Annotated in this window: 14 protein-coding genes and 1 riboswitch; all 14 genes read left to right on the top strand. The window is 46.4% G+C overall.

Going from position 1 to position 16,930, the window contains the following annotated elements:
* The first annotated feature begins 288 nt into the window (after positions 1-288).
* The 14 genes from QM657_RS00390 (at position 289) to fsa (ending at position 16,875) form a co-directional block, all read left to right on the top strand.
* A complete protein-coding gene (locus tag QM657_RS00390; RefSeq protein WP_415064547.1) occupies positions 289-1,815 on the top strand; it encodes a 4Fe-4S dicluster domain-containing protein in 1,527 nt (508 codons plus the stop codon).
* A 503-nt stretch (positions 1,816-2,318) separates the two neighbouring features.
* Positions 2,319-3,332, top strand: coding sequence for a LacI family DNA-binding transcriptional regulator (locus QM657_RS00385; RefSeq protein WP_415064546.1), 1,014 nt, complete (start codon positions 2,319-2,321; stop codon positions 3,330-3,332).
* A gap of 42 nt (positions 3,333-3,374) precedes the next feature.
* Positions 3,375-4,478, top strand: coding sequence for a sugar ABC transporter substrate-binding protein (locus QM657_RS00380; RefSeq protein ID WP_415064545.1), 1,104 nt, complete (start codon positions 3,375-3,377; stop codon positions 4,476-4,478).
* 80 nt (positions 4,479-4,558) lie between these two features.
* Complete coding sequence (locus QM657_RS00375; RefSeq protein ID WP_415064544.1) at positions 4,559-6,061, top strand: sugar ABC transporter ATP-binding protein; 1,503 nt, start codon at positions 4,559-4,561, stop codon at positions 6,059-6,061.
* Positions 6,058-7,014 carry an ABC transporter permease gene (locus QM657_RS00370; protein ID WP_415064543.1) on the top strand — a complete coding sequence of 319 codons (957 nt, stop codon included), beginning with the start codon at positions 6,058-6,060 and terminating at the stop codon, positions 7,012-7,014. The genes QM657_RS00375 and QM657_RS00370 overlap by 4 nt, the downstream gene beginning before the upstream one ends.
* 24 nt (positions 7,015-7,038) lie before the next feature.
* Positions 7,039-8,073, top strand: coding sequence for a Gfo/Idh/MocA family protein (locus QM657_RS00365; protein WP_415064542.1), 1,035 nt, complete (start codon positions 7,039-7,041; stop codon positions 8,071-8,073).
* Positions 8,074-8,104: 31 nt separating this feature from the next.
* Positions 8,105-9,019, top strand: a complete 915-nt coding sequence (locus QM657_RS00360; protein WP_415064541.1) for a sugar phosphate isomerase/epimerase family protein — start codon at positions 8,105-8,107, stop codon at positions 9,017-9,019.
* Positions 9,020-9,126: 107 nt separating this feature from the next.
* Positions 9,127-9,209: riboswitch (glycine riboswitch) on the top strand.
* Between the two features lie 158 nt (positions 9,210-9,367).
* Positions 9,368-10,450 (top strand): glycine cleavage system aminomethyltransferase GcvT, encoded by a 1,083-nt coding sequence (gcvT, locus tag QM657_RS00355; protein WP_415064540.1) that lies wholly within the window; start codon positions 9,368-9,370, stop codon positions 10,448-10,450.
* A 46-nt stretch (positions 10,451-10,496) separates the two neighbouring features.
* Positions 10,497-10,880: a glycine cleavage system protein GcvH gene (gene gcvH, locus QM657_RS00350; RefSeq protein ID WP_415064539.1), complete on the top strand. Its 384-nt coding sequence runs from the start codon at positions 10,497-10,499 to the stop codon at positions 10,878-10,880.
* Positions 10,881-10,895: 15 nt separating this feature from the next.
* A complete protein-coding gene (gene gcvPA / locus QM657_RS00345; RefSeq protein ID WP_415064538.1) occupies positions 10,896-12,215 on the top strand; it encodes an aminomethyl-transferring glycine dehydrogenase subunit GcvPA in 1,320 nt (439 codons plus the stop codon).
* Between the two features lie 4 nt (positions 12,216-12,219).
* On the top strand, positions 12,220-13,680 hold the full coding sequence (gene gcvPB, locus QM657_RS00340) for an aminomethyl-transferring glycine dehydrogenase subunit GcvPB (protein ID WP_415064537.1): 1,461 nt from the start codon (positions 12,220-12,222) through the stop codon (positions 13,678-13,680).
* Positions 13,664-14,662, top strand: a complete 999-nt coding sequence (locus QM657_RS00335) for a lipoate--protein ligase (RefSeq protein WP_415064536.1) — start codon at positions 13,664-13,666, stop codon at positions 14,660-14,662. Before gcvPB ends, QM657_RS00335 begins: the two co-directional genes overlap by 17 nt.
* A 51-nt stretch (positions 14,663-14,713) precedes the next feature.
* Positions 14,714-16,126 carry a dihydrolipoyl dehydrogenase gene (lpdA, locus tag QM657_RS00330; RefSeq protein WP_415064535.1) on the top strand — a complete coding sequence of 471 codons (1,413 nt, stop codon included), beginning with the start codon at positions 14,714-14,716 and terminating at the stop codon, positions 16,124-16,126.
* A 95-nt stretch (positions 16,127-16,221) separates the two neighbouring features.
* Positions 16,222-16,875, top strand: coding sequence for a fructose-6-phosphate aldolase (fsa, locus tag QM657_RS00325; RefSeq protein WP_415064534.1), 654 nt, complete (start codon positions 16,222-16,224; stop codon positions 16,873-16,875).
* The last annotated feature ends 55 nt before the right edge of the window (positions 16,876-16,930 follow it).

Raw genomic sequence — 16,930 nt, 5'->3', positions numbered from 1 at the left:
AATGCATGCGAAGAGCAGGTAAATAATTGACGAGTAAATCTTCCAATGATATAATTTTACTTAATAAACAGATAATCAAATCTGGTTTAGGAATGCACTCATGAAAGAGCATGCGAATACTGCGATTTTGACGGTAAGAGAACTGTCAGAAGTGAATACACCGATGGGAGCGGTTTATCTGAGTGAACGATGTAAATCACTAGCGGAAGCTGTTGCACACAGCAAAATAGCAACAGAATCAGTATACAGGTCAGTTTATTGATTCTACAAATGTGGAGGGATTGAAAAATGCGTGGAGTTGAAACAAGAATACAGGAGATACGTCATAAGATTTTTACAGAAGTTGCATGTCTGGCATATGAGATGGATGGTTCTATTAACAAAAGAATCGAAGAACTTCCCTATAAGATCATACCGGGTGAAGTAGGATCTTTTCGAAATAATGTATTCTGGGAAAGAGCAATCGTTGGAGAACGCCTTCGTCTGGCTCTGGGACTTCCTTACCGCAGTGCAGCCATTCATGCGCCCATATCAGAAGGAATAGAAGAAGCGGATAAACCGGAGAATTACTATACCCCACCTCTTATCAATGTAATTAAATTTGCCTGCAATGCATGTGATGAAAAGAGGGTATTTGTTACGGATGGATGTCAGGGATGTCTTGCACATCCTTGTGTGGAGGTCTGTCCCAAGTCCTGTGTCAGCTTAGATCACTTTAATGGCAGGGCACATATTGACCAGGATGCATGTATTAAGTGCGGCAGATGTGCGGAGGTATGTGCTTACAATGCAATTATCATTCAGAAGCGCCCATGTATGGTTGCATGCGGAGTCGATGCAATCGGCAGTGATGAAAATGGAAAAGCGGATATTGACTATGACAAATGTGTTTCCTGCGGTCAGTGCCTTGTCAATTGCCCATTTGGATCAATCGCAGATAAATCACAGATTTTTCAGGTCATCCGGTCCATTCAATCAGGAGAAAAGGTATATGCAGCCGTTGCCCCTGCCTTTGTCGGACAATTCGGTCCCAAGGTTACACCAGGTAAGCTCAGGGCGGCTATGAGGGAGCTGGGATTTGCCGATGTATTTGAAGTTGCAATCGGAGCAGACCTTTGTGCCAATCAGGAGGCCAATGACTTTATTACAGAAGTGCCGGAGCACATTCCATTTATGGCAACTTCCTGTTGTCCGGCCTGGTCAATGATGGCAAAAAAGACGTATCCGGAATATGAAAACTGTATTTCCATGGCATTGACACCCATGGCGTTAACTGCCCGCCTCATTAAACGTTATTACGAAAACGTAAAGGTTGTATTTATCGGTCCGTGTGCGGCTAAGAAATTAGAGGCAATGCGTAAGGCTGTCAGAAGTGAAGTGGATTTTGTGCTCACTTTTGAAGAAATGGCTGGAATATTTGCTGCAAAGAATCTGGATTTAGAGAATATTGAAGAAGATATGAACGGTGTCAACGATGCTTCCACAGACGGCCGGAACTTTGCAGTGGCTGGCGGCGTTGCACAGGCGGTAGCAGATGTAATTAAGAAACAGCATCCCGACAGGGAGATTAAGATTGCCAATGCAGAAGGCTTAAGAGAATGCAGGGATCTGCTGAAAAAAGCGGTTGCCGGAAAATATCCTGGCTATCTGCTGGAAGGAATGGCCTGTCCGGGGGGATGTGTTGCCGGAGCAGGAACCATGCAGCCCATTAAGAAATCACAGGCAGTTGTGAAACAGTATGCTTTAAAGGCAACCCATAAAGTGGCTGACGAAACAGAGCATGTAAAGGAATTGGATAAATTAGTTAAGCAGTAGATTTACTGCCTGTTGAGTTCTCAATAAAAATACGGTCCTCCAGAGTGAGATGTTTCTGGCTGCCAGAATATATTTACGCATAAAAACTCCTTCTAATGCTGTCAGAAGGAGTTTTTAACATCCCATGTGTGCAGGAAAGGGTAAAGACAAACAGTGCAGAAGTAAACGTTGGAAGCCTGAGAGGAAATGAAAATTTATTTTTTGATTTTTGTATATATGAAAGGTATATAAAAAACATATGAAAGAAGTGAAAAAATGTATTGACATTTTGTGAAGATTTGATACAATAAAGTTATAAAATGGGTTGAAAATATAAAAAATAAACAAAATATATTTTTCTGCGACAAAATGTAATCGATTACACCACAATAATACAAATGACGCGGTTATTTACATAGAAAAATGTAATCGATTACACTTTTAACATCGGAGGCAGAAAACGAAAGAAAAAACAGACTGCCGTTTACACAAAAAACACAAAAGAAGCACAGGGAGGAACAAACATGGTTACAATCGCAGAGGTAGCAAAGGAAGCGGGGGTATCCGTGGCCACGGTCAGCCGTGTGATCAATAAAAACGGTCCGATCTCCCCCAAGTCTCTGGAAAAGGTGAATGCAGCCATTGAGGCTTTAAACTATCAGCCCAATGTCTGGGGCAGGAGGCTGAGGCGGAAGGAAAGCCGTATGCTTCTGATCTTTGTGCCAAACATCGGGAATCCCTATTACGCCTCCATCGTGTCAGGCATTGAGGATACAGCCAGGAACGCTGATTACGGAACTATGCTGTGTATTACAAATCAGGAAAAAATCAGGGAGCGGGAGTTTACAGAGCTGTTGTATAACGGCCAGGCGGACGGAGCTGTCTTTCTCTACAGTGACAAGAACAGCAAAGAAATAAGAAAACTGTCCTCGGAGGTGCCCGTTGTCCAGTGCTGTGAGTTCAGCAGGGATTCCAGAGACGGTCATGTGTCCATCGACAATTTTAAAGCGGCTAAGGAGGCGGCAGAGTATTTGATCAGCCTTGGCCATGAACGCATCGGTTTTGTGGGAAGCGACAATCAGTTTATCAGCAGTGAATACAGACAGAAAGGATTTGAAGCGGGTCTTGCACAAGCCGGAATCGTTCCGGATGAAAGATATTTCGCTTACGGGGATCGGGACTACAGCTTTGAAAGCGGCATCCATGCGGGAAAAGAGCTTTTAAGCTTACAGGAAAAAGAAAGGCCTACGGCGGTATTCTGCGTTTCCGATGTGCTGGCTTTAGGGGTAATACGGGCGGCCGGCAATATGGGGCTTCGGGTTCCTGAGGATATTTCTGTCATCGGCTTTGACGACGTGGAATATGCGACCATGTTTGATCCGATGCTGACGACGATTTCCCAGCCCAGGTATTCTCTGGGGAAGGCCAGCGTAGAGATGCTTTTAAGCCAGATTGAGACAGGGGAGACAGGGGAAGCGGTTTACCTGGAGCACAGGCTTATTTTACGGGATTCTACGGTGAAAAACCGAAAAGAATAGATGCCCGAAGATATGGGCGGAAAAAAAAGGAGGAAGTTTTTTATGAGGAAAGCAATAGCAGCAGTAATGGCATCCGTAATGGTATTATCCATGGCGGCCTGCGGAGGTTCACAGACGGCGGTAACTACAGCGGCTCAGACAGAAGCGTCAAAGACAGAAGCGGCAAAGACAGAAGAGACGAAACAGGCAGAGAGCAAAGAGGGCGCGGGGGCTGCTCTTTCGGGCAAGCTTTTAGGCGTGGTAACTCCGGCGGCGGATCACGGATTTACGGCAGAGTCCATTCAGCACTGCGAAGCAGAAGTAAAGGCTATGGCGGAAAAATACGGCTTTGAGTACAAGTTTATGACAGCAGCAGAGTCAGGAGAACAGAGCAATGCCGTAGAAACGATTCTGGCTTTAAAGCCGGATGCATTTGTATTGTGGCCTGTAACCGGCGACGAGCTCAGAAGTGCAGCTCAGTCCGTTTCTGATGCGGGAATTCCCCTTATCATCTATGACCGTCTGATTGAAGGCTTTGAACCTACCACCTGGATCATGGGTGATAACGACACCATCGGAGAAGATGCAGGAACCTATTTTAATGAATATTTTAAAGATGATCTGGCAGCAGGAGAAGTGGGAATCCTGGAGTTTAAGGGAGATTCCTCTACCGTTCCCATGCAGCGTTCCAATGGCTTTTGGAAGAATGCGGATAAGAATTTCAAACTGATCCAGGAGTTTTCCACAGACTGGAGCCAGCAAAAGGCCATGGAGCAGATGGAAAACTTTTTAAATACAAAGAGCAAGGAAGAGATTGAATCCGTGAAGGCAATCTTTACCCATGACGACGAGATCGTATTCGGTATCGTAGAAGCTTTAAAGAACTACAGCGGCCCGGCAGCTATCAACATCAAACTGATTTCCGGCGTGTCTGCAGGCGAAGGCTTTATGAAGCTGTTTGACGGTTCCGGCCTGGAAGGTATTGAGTTCATGACCTATACGTTTTCCCCGTCTATGGTTCGGGAGGCTGTTGACTTAGGCGTTGAGGCCATGGAGGGCAAAACTCTGGAAAAGAGCTATCTTGTGGAGACACAGATGATCGACAAGACAGACTATAAGGAATATATGAAATCTGACCTTTATAAGATCCGCTACAGCTTAAAATAAGCGGGATTACAAAACAAGCCGGCCGGTCTTTTGGGATCGGCCGGCCTTCAGTTATCCGGGGCGAAGGAGGATTTTCGTTTATGAATCTGGAAATGCAGAATATAACTAAAGAATTTGGCCCAGTCATAGCCTTAAGTGACGTGAATTTCCGGCTGGGTCAGGGGGAGATTCACGGCCTTCTGGGAGAAAACGGGGCGGGAAAAACCACTCTGATGAATGTCCTGGCGGGGACATTTCCTCCAACAGGAGGAAAGATATTCATTGACGGAACAGAGATCACAGATATGACTCCCCAGAAATCCATGGATTTAAAAATCCGTTTCATTCATCAGGAGTTAAACCTCTGCAATGACTTGACTGTGTATGAAAACATGTTTCTGGGAGAGGAGATTACGGGCCGGGCCGGAGTTGTGGATAAGAAGGCTGAGATAAAGAGGGCTCAGGAGGTTTTGGACAGCATGAATGCGGCTGTTGATGCCAGAAGCGTGGTATCTGAGATAGAGACGGCAAAAAAACAGTTGGTGGAAATAGCAAAAGCTCTTTTGTTCCAGTCAGAGCTTATTATTATGGATGAGCCTACTACGGCTCTTAACAATCAGGAAATTGAAAATTTATTTGCCATCATGCGCCGGTTACAGGCACAGGGTGTGAGCTTTATTTATATTTCCCATAAGATGCCGGAGATATTTGCTGTTTGTGATAAATATACAGTGCTTCGGGACGGAAAATTTATTGATACCGGATTGATTAAGGACATTGATGAGCATAAGGCCACGGAACTGCTGATCGGCAAAACCTTTGTGGATGCCAATTTAAAAGAGCAGCAGAAGCCCGGCGTGAAAGAAGAGGTGCTTCTGTCAGTCAAAAATCTGACAGGAGAGTCCTTTGAAGATATATCCTTTGACTTGCATAAGGGTGAAGTAATAGCCGTAACAGGGCTTCAGGGGGCGGGAAGCGCAGAGCTGGCCACGGCTCTGTTTGGGATCACATCCGTAAAAGGCGGAACTGTTGAGACAAAGAATGGGGTAATTCACGGAAGAAGCATTTTACATGTGATGAAAAACGGAATCGCCATGATACCCTGCAACCGCAAGGAAAGAGGAATTCTGCCGGACTTAAGCATCAGGGATAACAATTCCATGTCTTATTTTACGCTGCTTCACAAAAAGCTGGTCATCAGCAATCAAGAAGAAAAGCAGCGTTTTGAAAAGAACCGGGCGAAAATGGAAATCAAAGCAGAGAGCGAAACAGATCCCATTACCTCCCTTTCCGGCGGAAACCAGCAGAAGGTTATTGTAGGAAGATGGCTGGAGACTGATGCGGATATTCTGATCATGGATAATCCCACCCAGGGAATTGATGTGGGTGCAAAATATTCTATTTATAAGCTGATTTTGGATCTGGCCTCAAAAGGCAAGGGGATTCTGGTGTTCAGCACAGAATTTCCGGAGATTTACCAGATTGCCGATCGGTGTCTGGTCATGTACAAGGGACGGCTGCGGGGGATTTTAAACAGGGAAGAGATGGATGAGGCGCAGGTGATGGCGCTTTCCACCGGGACGAAAATGGAGGTATTGAAATGAAAGATATAAAACAGACATGGCATACGGTTACGGCTAATTACAGCCACTGGCTCAGCTTTCTGCTGCTGATGGTGGTGGCGGTCATTGTAAATCCTTCCTTCCTTTCCTTCACAAATTTGACGAATCAGTTTGTTCAGGGAGCCATAGTGGGAATCTGCGCCATGGGCATGAGCCTTGTTATTTCCGCCGGAATGATTGATCTGTCGGTAGGCTCTGCAGTAGCCCTTATATCAGGTCTTGGAGTAACGCTTCTCAACAGGACACAGAGTATCCTGCTCTGTCTGGCTTTCTGCCTGGTATTCGGTCTTCTTTTAGGCCTGTTTAACGGTATTTTCATTACAAAGGGGAATATCGCTCCTTTCATTGTGACTTTGGCCACATTTTCCGCCTACCGTTCCATTATCAACCAGTTGGGACAGGGCGGCCCCTTTACTGTAGACAAAAGCCTGTATGATTCCTTCCGTTCCATTGCTGCGGGAAGGCTTTTGGGCATTCCCAATCTGATGGTGTTTTTCATCATTGTTTCCCTTGTTACCGGATTTATTATGAGCAAGACCAAGTTCGGCCGCTATGTCTATGCGATTGGCTCCAACCAGCAGGCAGCCAGGCTGACCGGAATTAAGGTTGGAAGAGTAAAAACCCTTATTTACTGTTATGCAGGGATTTTATATGGATTGGCGGCATTTCTTCTGGCCAGCCGTCTGACCTCGATTCAGGCCGCCAGTGCCGGAGACGGATATGAAATGGATGCCATTGCCGCTGTGGCAATAGGAGGAACCGCCATGGAGGGCGGACGGGGAAAGATTATGGGTACATTTTTAGGAGTGCTCATGCTTCGTATCATTCAGACTATACTTGTTATGGCAAATGTGCCCCCATTCCTAAGCGGGCTGGTGAGGGGAATTGTTATTTTGGTGGCGGTTCTGGCTCAGACCAGGAAGAAATCAAGGTGAGAGATAAAAAGGAGGCGTACAGCTATGTTTAACATAGGGATCATTGGCTGCGGGAAAATTGCCCAGGTACGGCATATACCGGAATATGCGGAAAATCCCGATGCCAGATTATGGGGATATTATGATTTAAATCAGGAAAGAGCCAAAGAGCTGGCAGAAAAGTACGGCGGAAGAGTTTACGGTTCTTATGAAGAGCTTCTTGAAGATAAGGATATTGACGCGGTCAGCGTCTGCGCGGCGAATCATGTTCACGCAGAAATTACGGTTGCAGCTTTAAAGGCAGGGAAGCATGTGCTCTGTGAAAAGCCTATGGCTATGGAGTTATCTCAGTGTGAAGCTATGGCAGAGGCGGCCAGGGAGACAGGAAAGTTTCTTATGATCGGACATAATCAGCGCCTGGTTAAGGCTCACGCTGAGGCGAAGAAGCTGATTGAAAGCGGTCTGATCGGAAGGATTATTACGTTTAAAACGAATTTTGCCCATGGAGGTCCCGAAACCTGGAGCATTGATCCGGGAAAAAATGTATGGTTTTTTGATAAGACCAGGGCGGTTATGGGAGCCATGGCAGATCTTGGGATTCACAAGACAGACTTGATCCAGTACCTGACCGGTTCTAAGATCAGTGAGGTAACTGCTTACCTGGGAACACTGGATAAAAAAGACGGAGAGGGAAACTTCATATCTGTGGATGACAATGCAATCTGCATCTATAAACTGGAAAACGGTACGGTGGGTACCATGACGGCAAGCTGGACCTGCTGCGGTAAGGAAGACAATTCCACCGTTCTTTACGGTACGGAAGGGGTTATGAAGATCTATGCGGACCCTCTTCATTCTATTGTAGTGGAGGGAAGGGACAGGACTGTGACATATTACGACACAGATCAGATTCAGACCAATGAAAACCAGACCAGGTCAGGCGTGATTGACGTATTTATGAAATGCTTAACAACGAACACGCCTCCCCAAATCAGCGGGGAAGAGGCTCTGGCGGCCATGAAAGCCGTGTTTGCGGCGGTGGAAAGCAGTGAAACAGGGAAAACAGTAAAAATAAGCTGAGAAAGCAATCGTTCCAAGGAGGCAAGATGCAATGAAATTAGGACTTGTAAGCGCAATTCTGGACTGGATGAATTTTGAAGAGATGATAGACACAGTGAGTGAACTGGGGTATGAATGTGTGGAGGTGGCCTGCTGGCCGGACGGAAAGGCGGAAAGGCGCTACGCCGGAGTCAGCCATATCGATGCAGAGAAACTGGATGAGGAAAAGGCGGCGTACATATTAGATTACTGCAAAAAGAAACATGTAGAAATTTCCGCCCTGGCCTTTTATCCCAACACCATGGATCCGGATGAGGAAAAAAGGACAGCTAATATCACCCACTTAAAAAAAGTGATCGAGGCTTCTGCCATGCTGGGGGTGGGAATGGTGACCACCTTTATCGGCAGAGACCAGTCAAAGACTGTGGAAGAGAATCTGGAGCTGTTTGAAGAAATCTGGCCGGATATTATAAGGGCTGCAGAAGATCATAAGGTAAAAATAGCAATTGAGAACTGCCCCATGCTGTTTGGGAAGGAGCAGTGGCCGGGAGGACAGAATCTGGCTGCAACGCCGAACATATGGAGGAAGATGTTTGCAAAAATCCCCAGTGATTCCTTCGGCTTAAATTACGATCCCAGCCATTTTATCTGGCAGCATATGGATTATATCAAGCCGATTTATGAATTTAAGGACAGGATATTTCATGTCCATTATAAGGATATCAAGCTATTTAAAGAAAAGCTGGATGATGTGGGAATTCTGGCTTATCCTCTGGAGTTTATGGCTCCTAAAATTCCGGGGCTTGGAGATGTGGACTGGGGGAAATATGTCTCTGCGCTGAGAGATATCGGTTATGACGGTTATACGTGTGTGGAGGTAGAGGACAAAAGCTTTGAAAAAAACCGTGAGGATGTGATACGGAGTATTGTGCTGAGCAGGAGATATATGAAGCAGTTTGTTATATAGAAAATTTATATGTGTTTTTTGTTTAATTGTTAAAATTGTCACAAAATATCGGATAAAAAGCCATTGACATTGTTCAAATAGTCTGATAATATCAATATAAATAACGGAAGAAGAATCCGAGAGAGAGCATAAAAACATGCCGCCGAAGGGGAATGCGAAAACTCTCAGGCAAAAGGATCGGGTTTGGACGTAACTCTGGAGAACATTTATGTACCGAAGAAGTCAATCTTTCAGGTAAAAGGACAGAGGCAGTTAGGAATATCTTATAGGGATATTTTTTTCTGCCTCTTTTTGTTAGATTAACGGAGGACTTTCCTATTATATGTAAATTTTAAGGAGGATTACGAAATGGAACTGAAAACACCGCTTTATGAAATGCATTTGAAGTATCATGGCAAGATAGTCCCTTTTGCCGGGTATCTGCTCCCCATCCAGTATGAGCAGGGAATTATCAAGGAGCATATGGCAGTAAGAACGGGAGCCGGGCTTTTTGACGTTTCCCATATGGGGGAAATCATCTGCAAGGGAAAAGATGCGCTGGAAAACTTACAGAAGATATTGACCAATGACTTCACTGACATGGCAATCGGACAGGCCCGGTACAGCCCCATGTGCAATGAGCACGGAGGCACGGTAGACGATCTGATTGTGTACAAGAAAAACGATGAGGAATATTTTATCGTGGTAAATGCTTCTAATAAGGATAAGGACTACCAGTGGATGCTGGATCATCAATCTGGAGATGTCGTATTTGAAGATATTTCCGGCCAGATTTCCCAAATCGCCCTCCAGGGACCTAAATCCCAGGAGATATTGATGAAGCTGACTTCTGATATTCCGGAAAAATATTATCATGCTGTTTTCGATGGAAAGGTGGCTGGAATTTCCTGTATCGTATCGAGAACCGGTTATACGGGAGAAGACGGTTTTGAGCTCTATCTGGACAATGAACACGCAGAAACCATGTGGGAAGCCCTTTTGGATGCGGGAAAAGAATACGAAATCATCCCCTGCGGCTTAGGAGCCAGGGACACCTTAAGGCTGGAGGCAGGAATGCCCCTTTACGGCCATGAAATGAACGATGAAATCAACCCTGTGGAAACCGGCCTGGGATTTGCCGTGAAGATGCAGAAGGAAGATTTTATAGGAAAAAGCCATTTACCGAATAAGGATTCCCTGACCAGAAAGCGGGCAGGATTAAAGGTGACGGGACGGGGCATCATACGGGAGCAGGAGGAAGTTCTCGTAAATGGACAAAAGATCGGTTTTACCACATCGGGAACCCACTGTCCCTACTTAGGCTACCCGGCTGCCATGGCTATTTTGGATAAGGAATATACAGCACCGGGCACAAAGGTGAGTGTCATGGTCAGAGGAAGAGAAGTAGAGGCAGAAGTAGTGCCCCTTCCATTTTATAAAAAATCAAAATAATTGATCAAAAAATTAAGAGAAGCCATAGTGAAAAGGAGAAGAAATTATGAAGGTATTGGAAAATCTGGTTTACACAAAAACACATGAATGGGTGAAGTTTGAGGATGAGACAACCGCTTTGGTAGGACTTACGGATTATGCCCAGCATACACTGGGAGAGCTTGTATTCGTGAACCTTCCGGAGGAAGGCGACGAGACAGAAGCTGGCAAGTCATTTGCCGATGTGGAGTCTGTAAAAGCAGTTTCTGATGTGTATTGCCCGGTAACAGGAGTCGTGGCAGAAATCAATGAAGAGCTTCTTGACGCGCCCCAGAACATCAATGAAGCGCCTTATGAGGCCTGGTTTGTAAAGATCACCGACATTACGGATAAGGAAGAATTCTTAAGTTCTGAGGAGTACGAAGAATTTGTGAAAAACGAGATGGAATAAAGAGGAGGTCCGCATATGGGTTCATTTATACCTGCAACCGATCAGGACAGAAAAGAAATGCTGTCAGCCATCGGCGTTGAGAAAATAGAAGACCTTTTTGGACAGCTTCCCCAGGAAGTCATGCTGAAGGGCGAATTAAACCTTCCAAAGGGAATGTCTGAAATGGAAGTTTACAGAAAAGTGGAAGGCATTGCAGCAAAGAATAAGGTGTTTCCGGTGGTATTCAGGGGAGCAGGTGCGTATAAGCACTACATTCCCTCTATTGTGAAAAGCGTGCTTTCAAAAGAAACCCTGTATACGGCTTACACTCCCTATCAGGCGGAACTGAGCCAGGGAATTTTGCGTTCCATATTTGAATATCAGACCATGATCTGCGAACTGACGGGAATGGATACGGCCAATGCTTCCGTATACGACGGTGCGTCTGCGGCTGCGGAAGCTGTGGCCATGTGCAGAGACCGGAAAAAGGATAAGGCCTTTGTATCCGCGGCGGTTCATCCTCAGGTTATGGAGACTATAAAAACGTATTGCTTTGGAAATGGGATGGAGCTGGTTGTCATTCCTGAAAAAGACGGCCTTACAGACCTGGACTTCTTAAAGGAGAAGGCGGATGGCCAGACTGCATGTGTCTATATCCAGAATCCTAATTATTACGGCAGCTTAGAACCGGCAGAGGAGATCGGAACCATAGCAAAGGAAGCCGGAGCCAAGTATATTATGGGAGTGAATCCCATTTCCCTGGCGCTCATAAAGACACCGGGAGAGTACGGCGCTGATATTGCTGTGGGAGAGGGGCAGCCCCTTGGACTTCCGTTATCATTTGGAGGACCGTACATCGGCTTTATGGCGTGTACCAAGGATATGATCAGAAGGCTGCCGGGAAGAATTGCCGGAGAAACCGTTGACGCCAACGGAAAGACGGGATACGTTCTGACCCTTCAGGCCAGGGAACAGCACATCAGGAGAGAAAAGGCGCTCAGTAACATCTGCTCCAATCAGGCTCTTTGCGCTCTGGCAGTATCCGTCTATTTATCGGCAATGGGACCGGAAGGGCTGAAGGAAGCGGCGCTCCAGTGCATGTCAAAAGCTCATTACATGGCTGACCGTCTGGCATCCATCGGATATGCGGTTATCAATGAAGGGGAATTCTTCCATGAGTTTGTAACTGTATCCAAGGTTCCTGCAGAAAAAGTGATGAAGGCGCTGGAGGAACAGGGAATCCTTGGCGGCTATCCTTTAACCGGTGAAAGAGCCGGGCAGATATTATGGTGCTGTACGGAACTGAATGCAAAGGATGACATTGACCGTGTCATCGACATTCTGAAGGAGGTGTAAGGGTATGCTGATATTTGAAAAGGGACGGGAAGGAAGAAGCTTAAGCATTCTTCCGGAGTGTGATGTTCCGGTCACCATGCCGGAGGAAGGAGATTTAAGAAAAATAAATCTGCATCTGCCTCAGATGTCTGAAAATGATATAAGCAGGCACTATACAGAGACTGCAAAGATGGCATACGGCGTCAATGACGGCTTCTATCCTTTGGGCTCCTGCACCATGAAATACAATCCAAAGATTAACGAAGACACTTCTTCACTCCCCGGTTTTACCCAGATTCATCCGCTGCAGCCGGAGCATACGGTACAGGGGTGTCTGGAGATGTTAAAGACAGCAGAGCAGTACCTCTGTGAAATTACGGGAATGGACCGGATGACCTTTCAGCCGGCAGCCGGCGCTCACGGAGAGTTTGTAGGACTTTTGCTGATGAAGGCGTACCATGAAAGCCGGGGCGATAAAAAGAGAACTAAAATCATAGTTCCGGATTCCGCCCATGGAACCAATCCTGCAAGCGCGTCCATGGTGGGATTTTCCGTAGTCAGCATCCCATCGGCAGAGGACGGCGGAGTGGATTTAGAGGCGCTGAAAAAAGCGGTGGGAGAGGATACGGCAGGCCTCATGCTGACCAATCCCAACACCCTGGGACTCTTTGATAAAAATATACTGGAGATCACAAAAATCATCCATGATGCAGGCGGTCTGGCTTACTATGACGGAGCCAATTTAAACGCTGTCATGGGCATGGTAAGGCCCGGTGATATGGGCTTTGATGTGGTTCATTTAAATCTTCATAAAACCTTTTCCACCCCTCACGGAGGCGGAGGTCCGGGAAGCGGACCGGTGGGCTGCAAGAGCTTTTTAGCTGAGTTTTTACCCGGTGATTTAACAGAGAAGGAAGACCGGTATCTGCTTAAGAATCCGCCCCAAACCATGGGCCGTGTGAAGAGCTTTTACGGAAATTTCTTAACTGTAGTCAGGGCCACAACTTATCTGCTCATGCTTGGAAAGGAAGGCGTTCCCCAGGCATCACAGCATGCTGTGTTAAATGCCAACTATATGATGGCAAAATTAAAGGACATTTACGATATGGCATACCCAGGGCTGTGCATGCATGAGTTTGTCATGAGTCTGGCAAGGCTTAAGAAGGAAACCGGAGTATCAGCCATGGACATCGCAAAAGGATTTTTAGACCATGGAATCCATCCGCCTACTATGTATTTCCCGTTAATTGTGCCGGAAGCATTGATGGCAGAGCCTACAGAAACAGAATCCAAGGAAACCTTAGATCATGTGATTTCCGTATTCCGCAGCCTTTATGAAACGGCAAAATCCGATCCGGAAACCCTGCATCAGGCGCCAGTCCGCACACCGGTCACCCGGCTTGATGAAGTGAAGGCAGCCAGAAATCCAATACTAAAATACGACTTCTCAGATAAGGAAACCGATAAAGATGATACAGGAAATTAAATATGTAGACGGAAACGGCTATGATCCCTATTTAAATCTTGCCATTGAAGAATATTTACTGGAGACAACAGGAAAAGACGCCTGCACCTTATACCTCTGGCAGAATGAAAACACAGTTGTAATCGGCAAAAACCAGAATCCGTGGAAGGAGTGCAGAGTCCGGGAGCTGGAACAGGATGGGGGCCATCTGGTAAGACGGCTTTCAGGCGGAGGCGCTGTATATCACGACCTCGGAAATCTGAATTTCACATTTCTTGTTCAGAAGGGAAATTACGATCTGGAAAAGCAGTTGGAAGTCATTTTAAGCGGGGTCAAAAAGCTGGGAATCCATGCGGAAAAATCGGGACGGAACGATATTACCGTGTCCGGACGGAAGTTTTCCGGCAACGCCTTTTATACGAGGGGAGATAAGTGCTACCACCACGGAACTTTGATGGTCAGTGCAGACCTCGATAAGCTGTCCCAATATCTGCAGGTTTCCAAGGATAAGCTGGCACTAAAAGGAGTGGATTCTGTCCGGTCCAGAGTGACCAACCTTTCCGAATACCGGCCTGATCTGACCATTGATTTGCTAAAGGAAAAGCTTCTGGAGGCATTTGAGGAAATTTACGGCTGTAAGGCGGCTATCTGCAAACAGGAGGAGCTGGACGGGAAAGCGCTGGCAGAGGGAAGGGAGAAATTTTCTTCCTGGGACTGGCTCTATGGACGGAACATGGAGTTCCAGTATGAGCTTTCAAAACGGTTTGTATGGGGAAATGTCATCTGGCAGTTTCAGGTGAATGGAGGAATGATAAAGGATTTACAGGTATTTTCTGATTCCATGGAACCGGACCTTATGGATATGCTTCCCGGTTATATAAAGGGCTGTAAATATGCCAATGATGATATCCGCGCCAGGCTGGAAGAAGTTCCTGCCGAAAATCAGGCCCACCGGACCATCATCGAGGATTTAAAAGAGTTTTTTGCAACTGCAGAATTGTAAAAATCAGGGGCGTTTGAAATTCACTTCAAACGCCCTTTAAGGAGGAATTGGATGGAGGAAATGTATGATCTGCTCATTATCGGCGCAGGCCCCGGAGGATATGTAGCGGCCATCAAAGCTGCAAAGCTAGGAATGAAGACGGCGGTCATAGAAAACCGGGAAACAGGAGGCACCTGCTTAAACCGGGGCTGTGTTCCGGCCAAGGCCATGCTCCATGCTGCAAAGCTGTATCAGGAGGTTTTGTCAGGAGAAAAGTTTGGAATCATTTCAAAGGATGTGAGCTACGATTACAGCAAGGTGATGTCCTATAAAGATGAGACTTCTGAAGGCCTCAGACTTGGGGTGGAGCAGCTTTTAAAGGGAAATAAGGTGGACCGCATTCATGGAACCGGAACAGTGACAAAGGATGGAAGCGTCAGGGTCACAACAGAGGATGGGGAAATCCTTCTGAAAGGGAAGCGTGTCCTTCTTGCAACAGGGTCAAAGCCCTCTTTTCCTCCTATCGAGGGAATCCGCCTTCCAGGCGTCATGACCAGCGATGAGCTGTTCCAGCTTGATCATGTGCCGGAAAGCCTGATTATCATAGGAGGCGGAGTCATAGGAGTGGAATTTGCCACGGTATTTGCCTCTTTTGGCACCAGGGTCATGGTGCTGGAGGCGGAGGAGAGGCTTCTGCCCGGACTGGATAAGGAAATCTCACAGAATTTAAAGCTGATTTTGAAAAAGAAAGGTGTTGACATTTACACCAAGGCGTTTGTGCAGAAAATAGAAAAAGAGGGACCGGAATTTATCTGTACGTTTCTGGAGAAGGGAAAAAATAAAGAAACGGTGGGGGTTGTAAAAAGCCCTTACCTGCTTTCAGCCGCAGGGCGGATTCCCAACACAGAGGGACTGATGGAAGAAGGCGTTTCCCTGGAAATGAACCGGGGCAGGATTGTGGTGAAGGAGAACTTTGAGACCAGCATGCCGGGCGTATTTGCCATCGGCGATGTGATCGGAGGAATCCAGCTGGCTCATGCGGCCAGTTCTCAGGGAATCTGCGCGGTGGAAGCGATGAACGGCGAGGAGCTATCCATTGATTTATCAGTCATTCCCTCCTGTGTTTATACTGATCCTGAAATTGCTTGTGTAGGGATGACGGAAGAGGAAGCCAGGGAAAAGGAAATTGAGGTTGTTGTCGGAAAATTCCTGACACACGGCAACTGCAAGTCTTCTGTTACCAAGGAAGAGAGAGGATTTGTCAAGGTTGTAGCGGATAAGGAAACCGGTGTGCTGCTGGGCGCTCAGATGATGTGTGCCAGGGCTACGGATATGATCGGTGAGATGGGGACAGCTATTTCCAATAAACTGACTGTCAGACAGCTTTTAAAGGCTATGCGGGCCCATCCTACGTATAATGAATCCGTTGCAGAGGCGCTGGAGGACTGTCTTGGCGGAGCGATTCATGTGCTGCCCCGCAGGTAGACTGCAATTGAGTTTTCTCTCCAACTATGGTAAAATAATAAGAACAAGCAAACATCAGAAAAATGGTTTGTCATTTATACAAGGAGGAAGGCATTGTGAGATTTTTTGTAGACACAGCGAATTTAGAGGAAATTAAAAAAGCAAATGAAATGGGAATTATCTGCGGAGTGACAACTAATCCGTCCCTGATTGCAAAAGAGGGAAGAGACACCAAAGCTGTAGTGGAAGAAATTGCGGACTTGGTTGACGGACCGATCAGCGGTGAGGTGAAGGCCACTACCGTTGATGCAGAGGGCATGATCGCAGAAGGAAGGGAAATAGCCTCCATTCATAACAATATGGTAGTGAAAATCCCCATGACAGTGGAAGGCTTAAAGGCTGTTAAGGTGCTGACAGCGGAGGGAATTAAAACCAATGTGACCCTGGTCTTTTCAGCAGCTCAGGCTCTTTTGGCAGCCAGAGCAGGCGCTGCTTACGTTTCTCCTTTCCTGGGAAGGTTAGATGACATCTCCATGCCGGGAATTGATTTAATCAGGGATATTGCGGAAATATTCATGGTTCATGAGATCGAAACAGAAATCATTGCCGCAAGCGTGAGAAACCCCATCCATGTGATTGACTGTGCCAAGGCAGGTGCTGATATCGCAACAGTGCCGTATCCTGTTCTGCTCCAGATGACAAAGCATCCGCTGACAGATCAGGGAATTGAAAAGTTCCAGGCTGATTATAAAAAAGTGTTCGGAGAGTAAGAATCATTTCAAAAATGCCGTAATTGCAGCCCTTAAGGAGTCCGCTCCTGGCCGC

This window comes from Lacrimispora sp., from assembly GCF_047605665.1.
Lineage (GTDB): Bacteria > Bacillota > Clostridia > Lachnospirales > Lachnospiraceae > Lacrimispora.
This window is presented reverse-complemented; position numbering and strand designations above follow the sequence as displayed.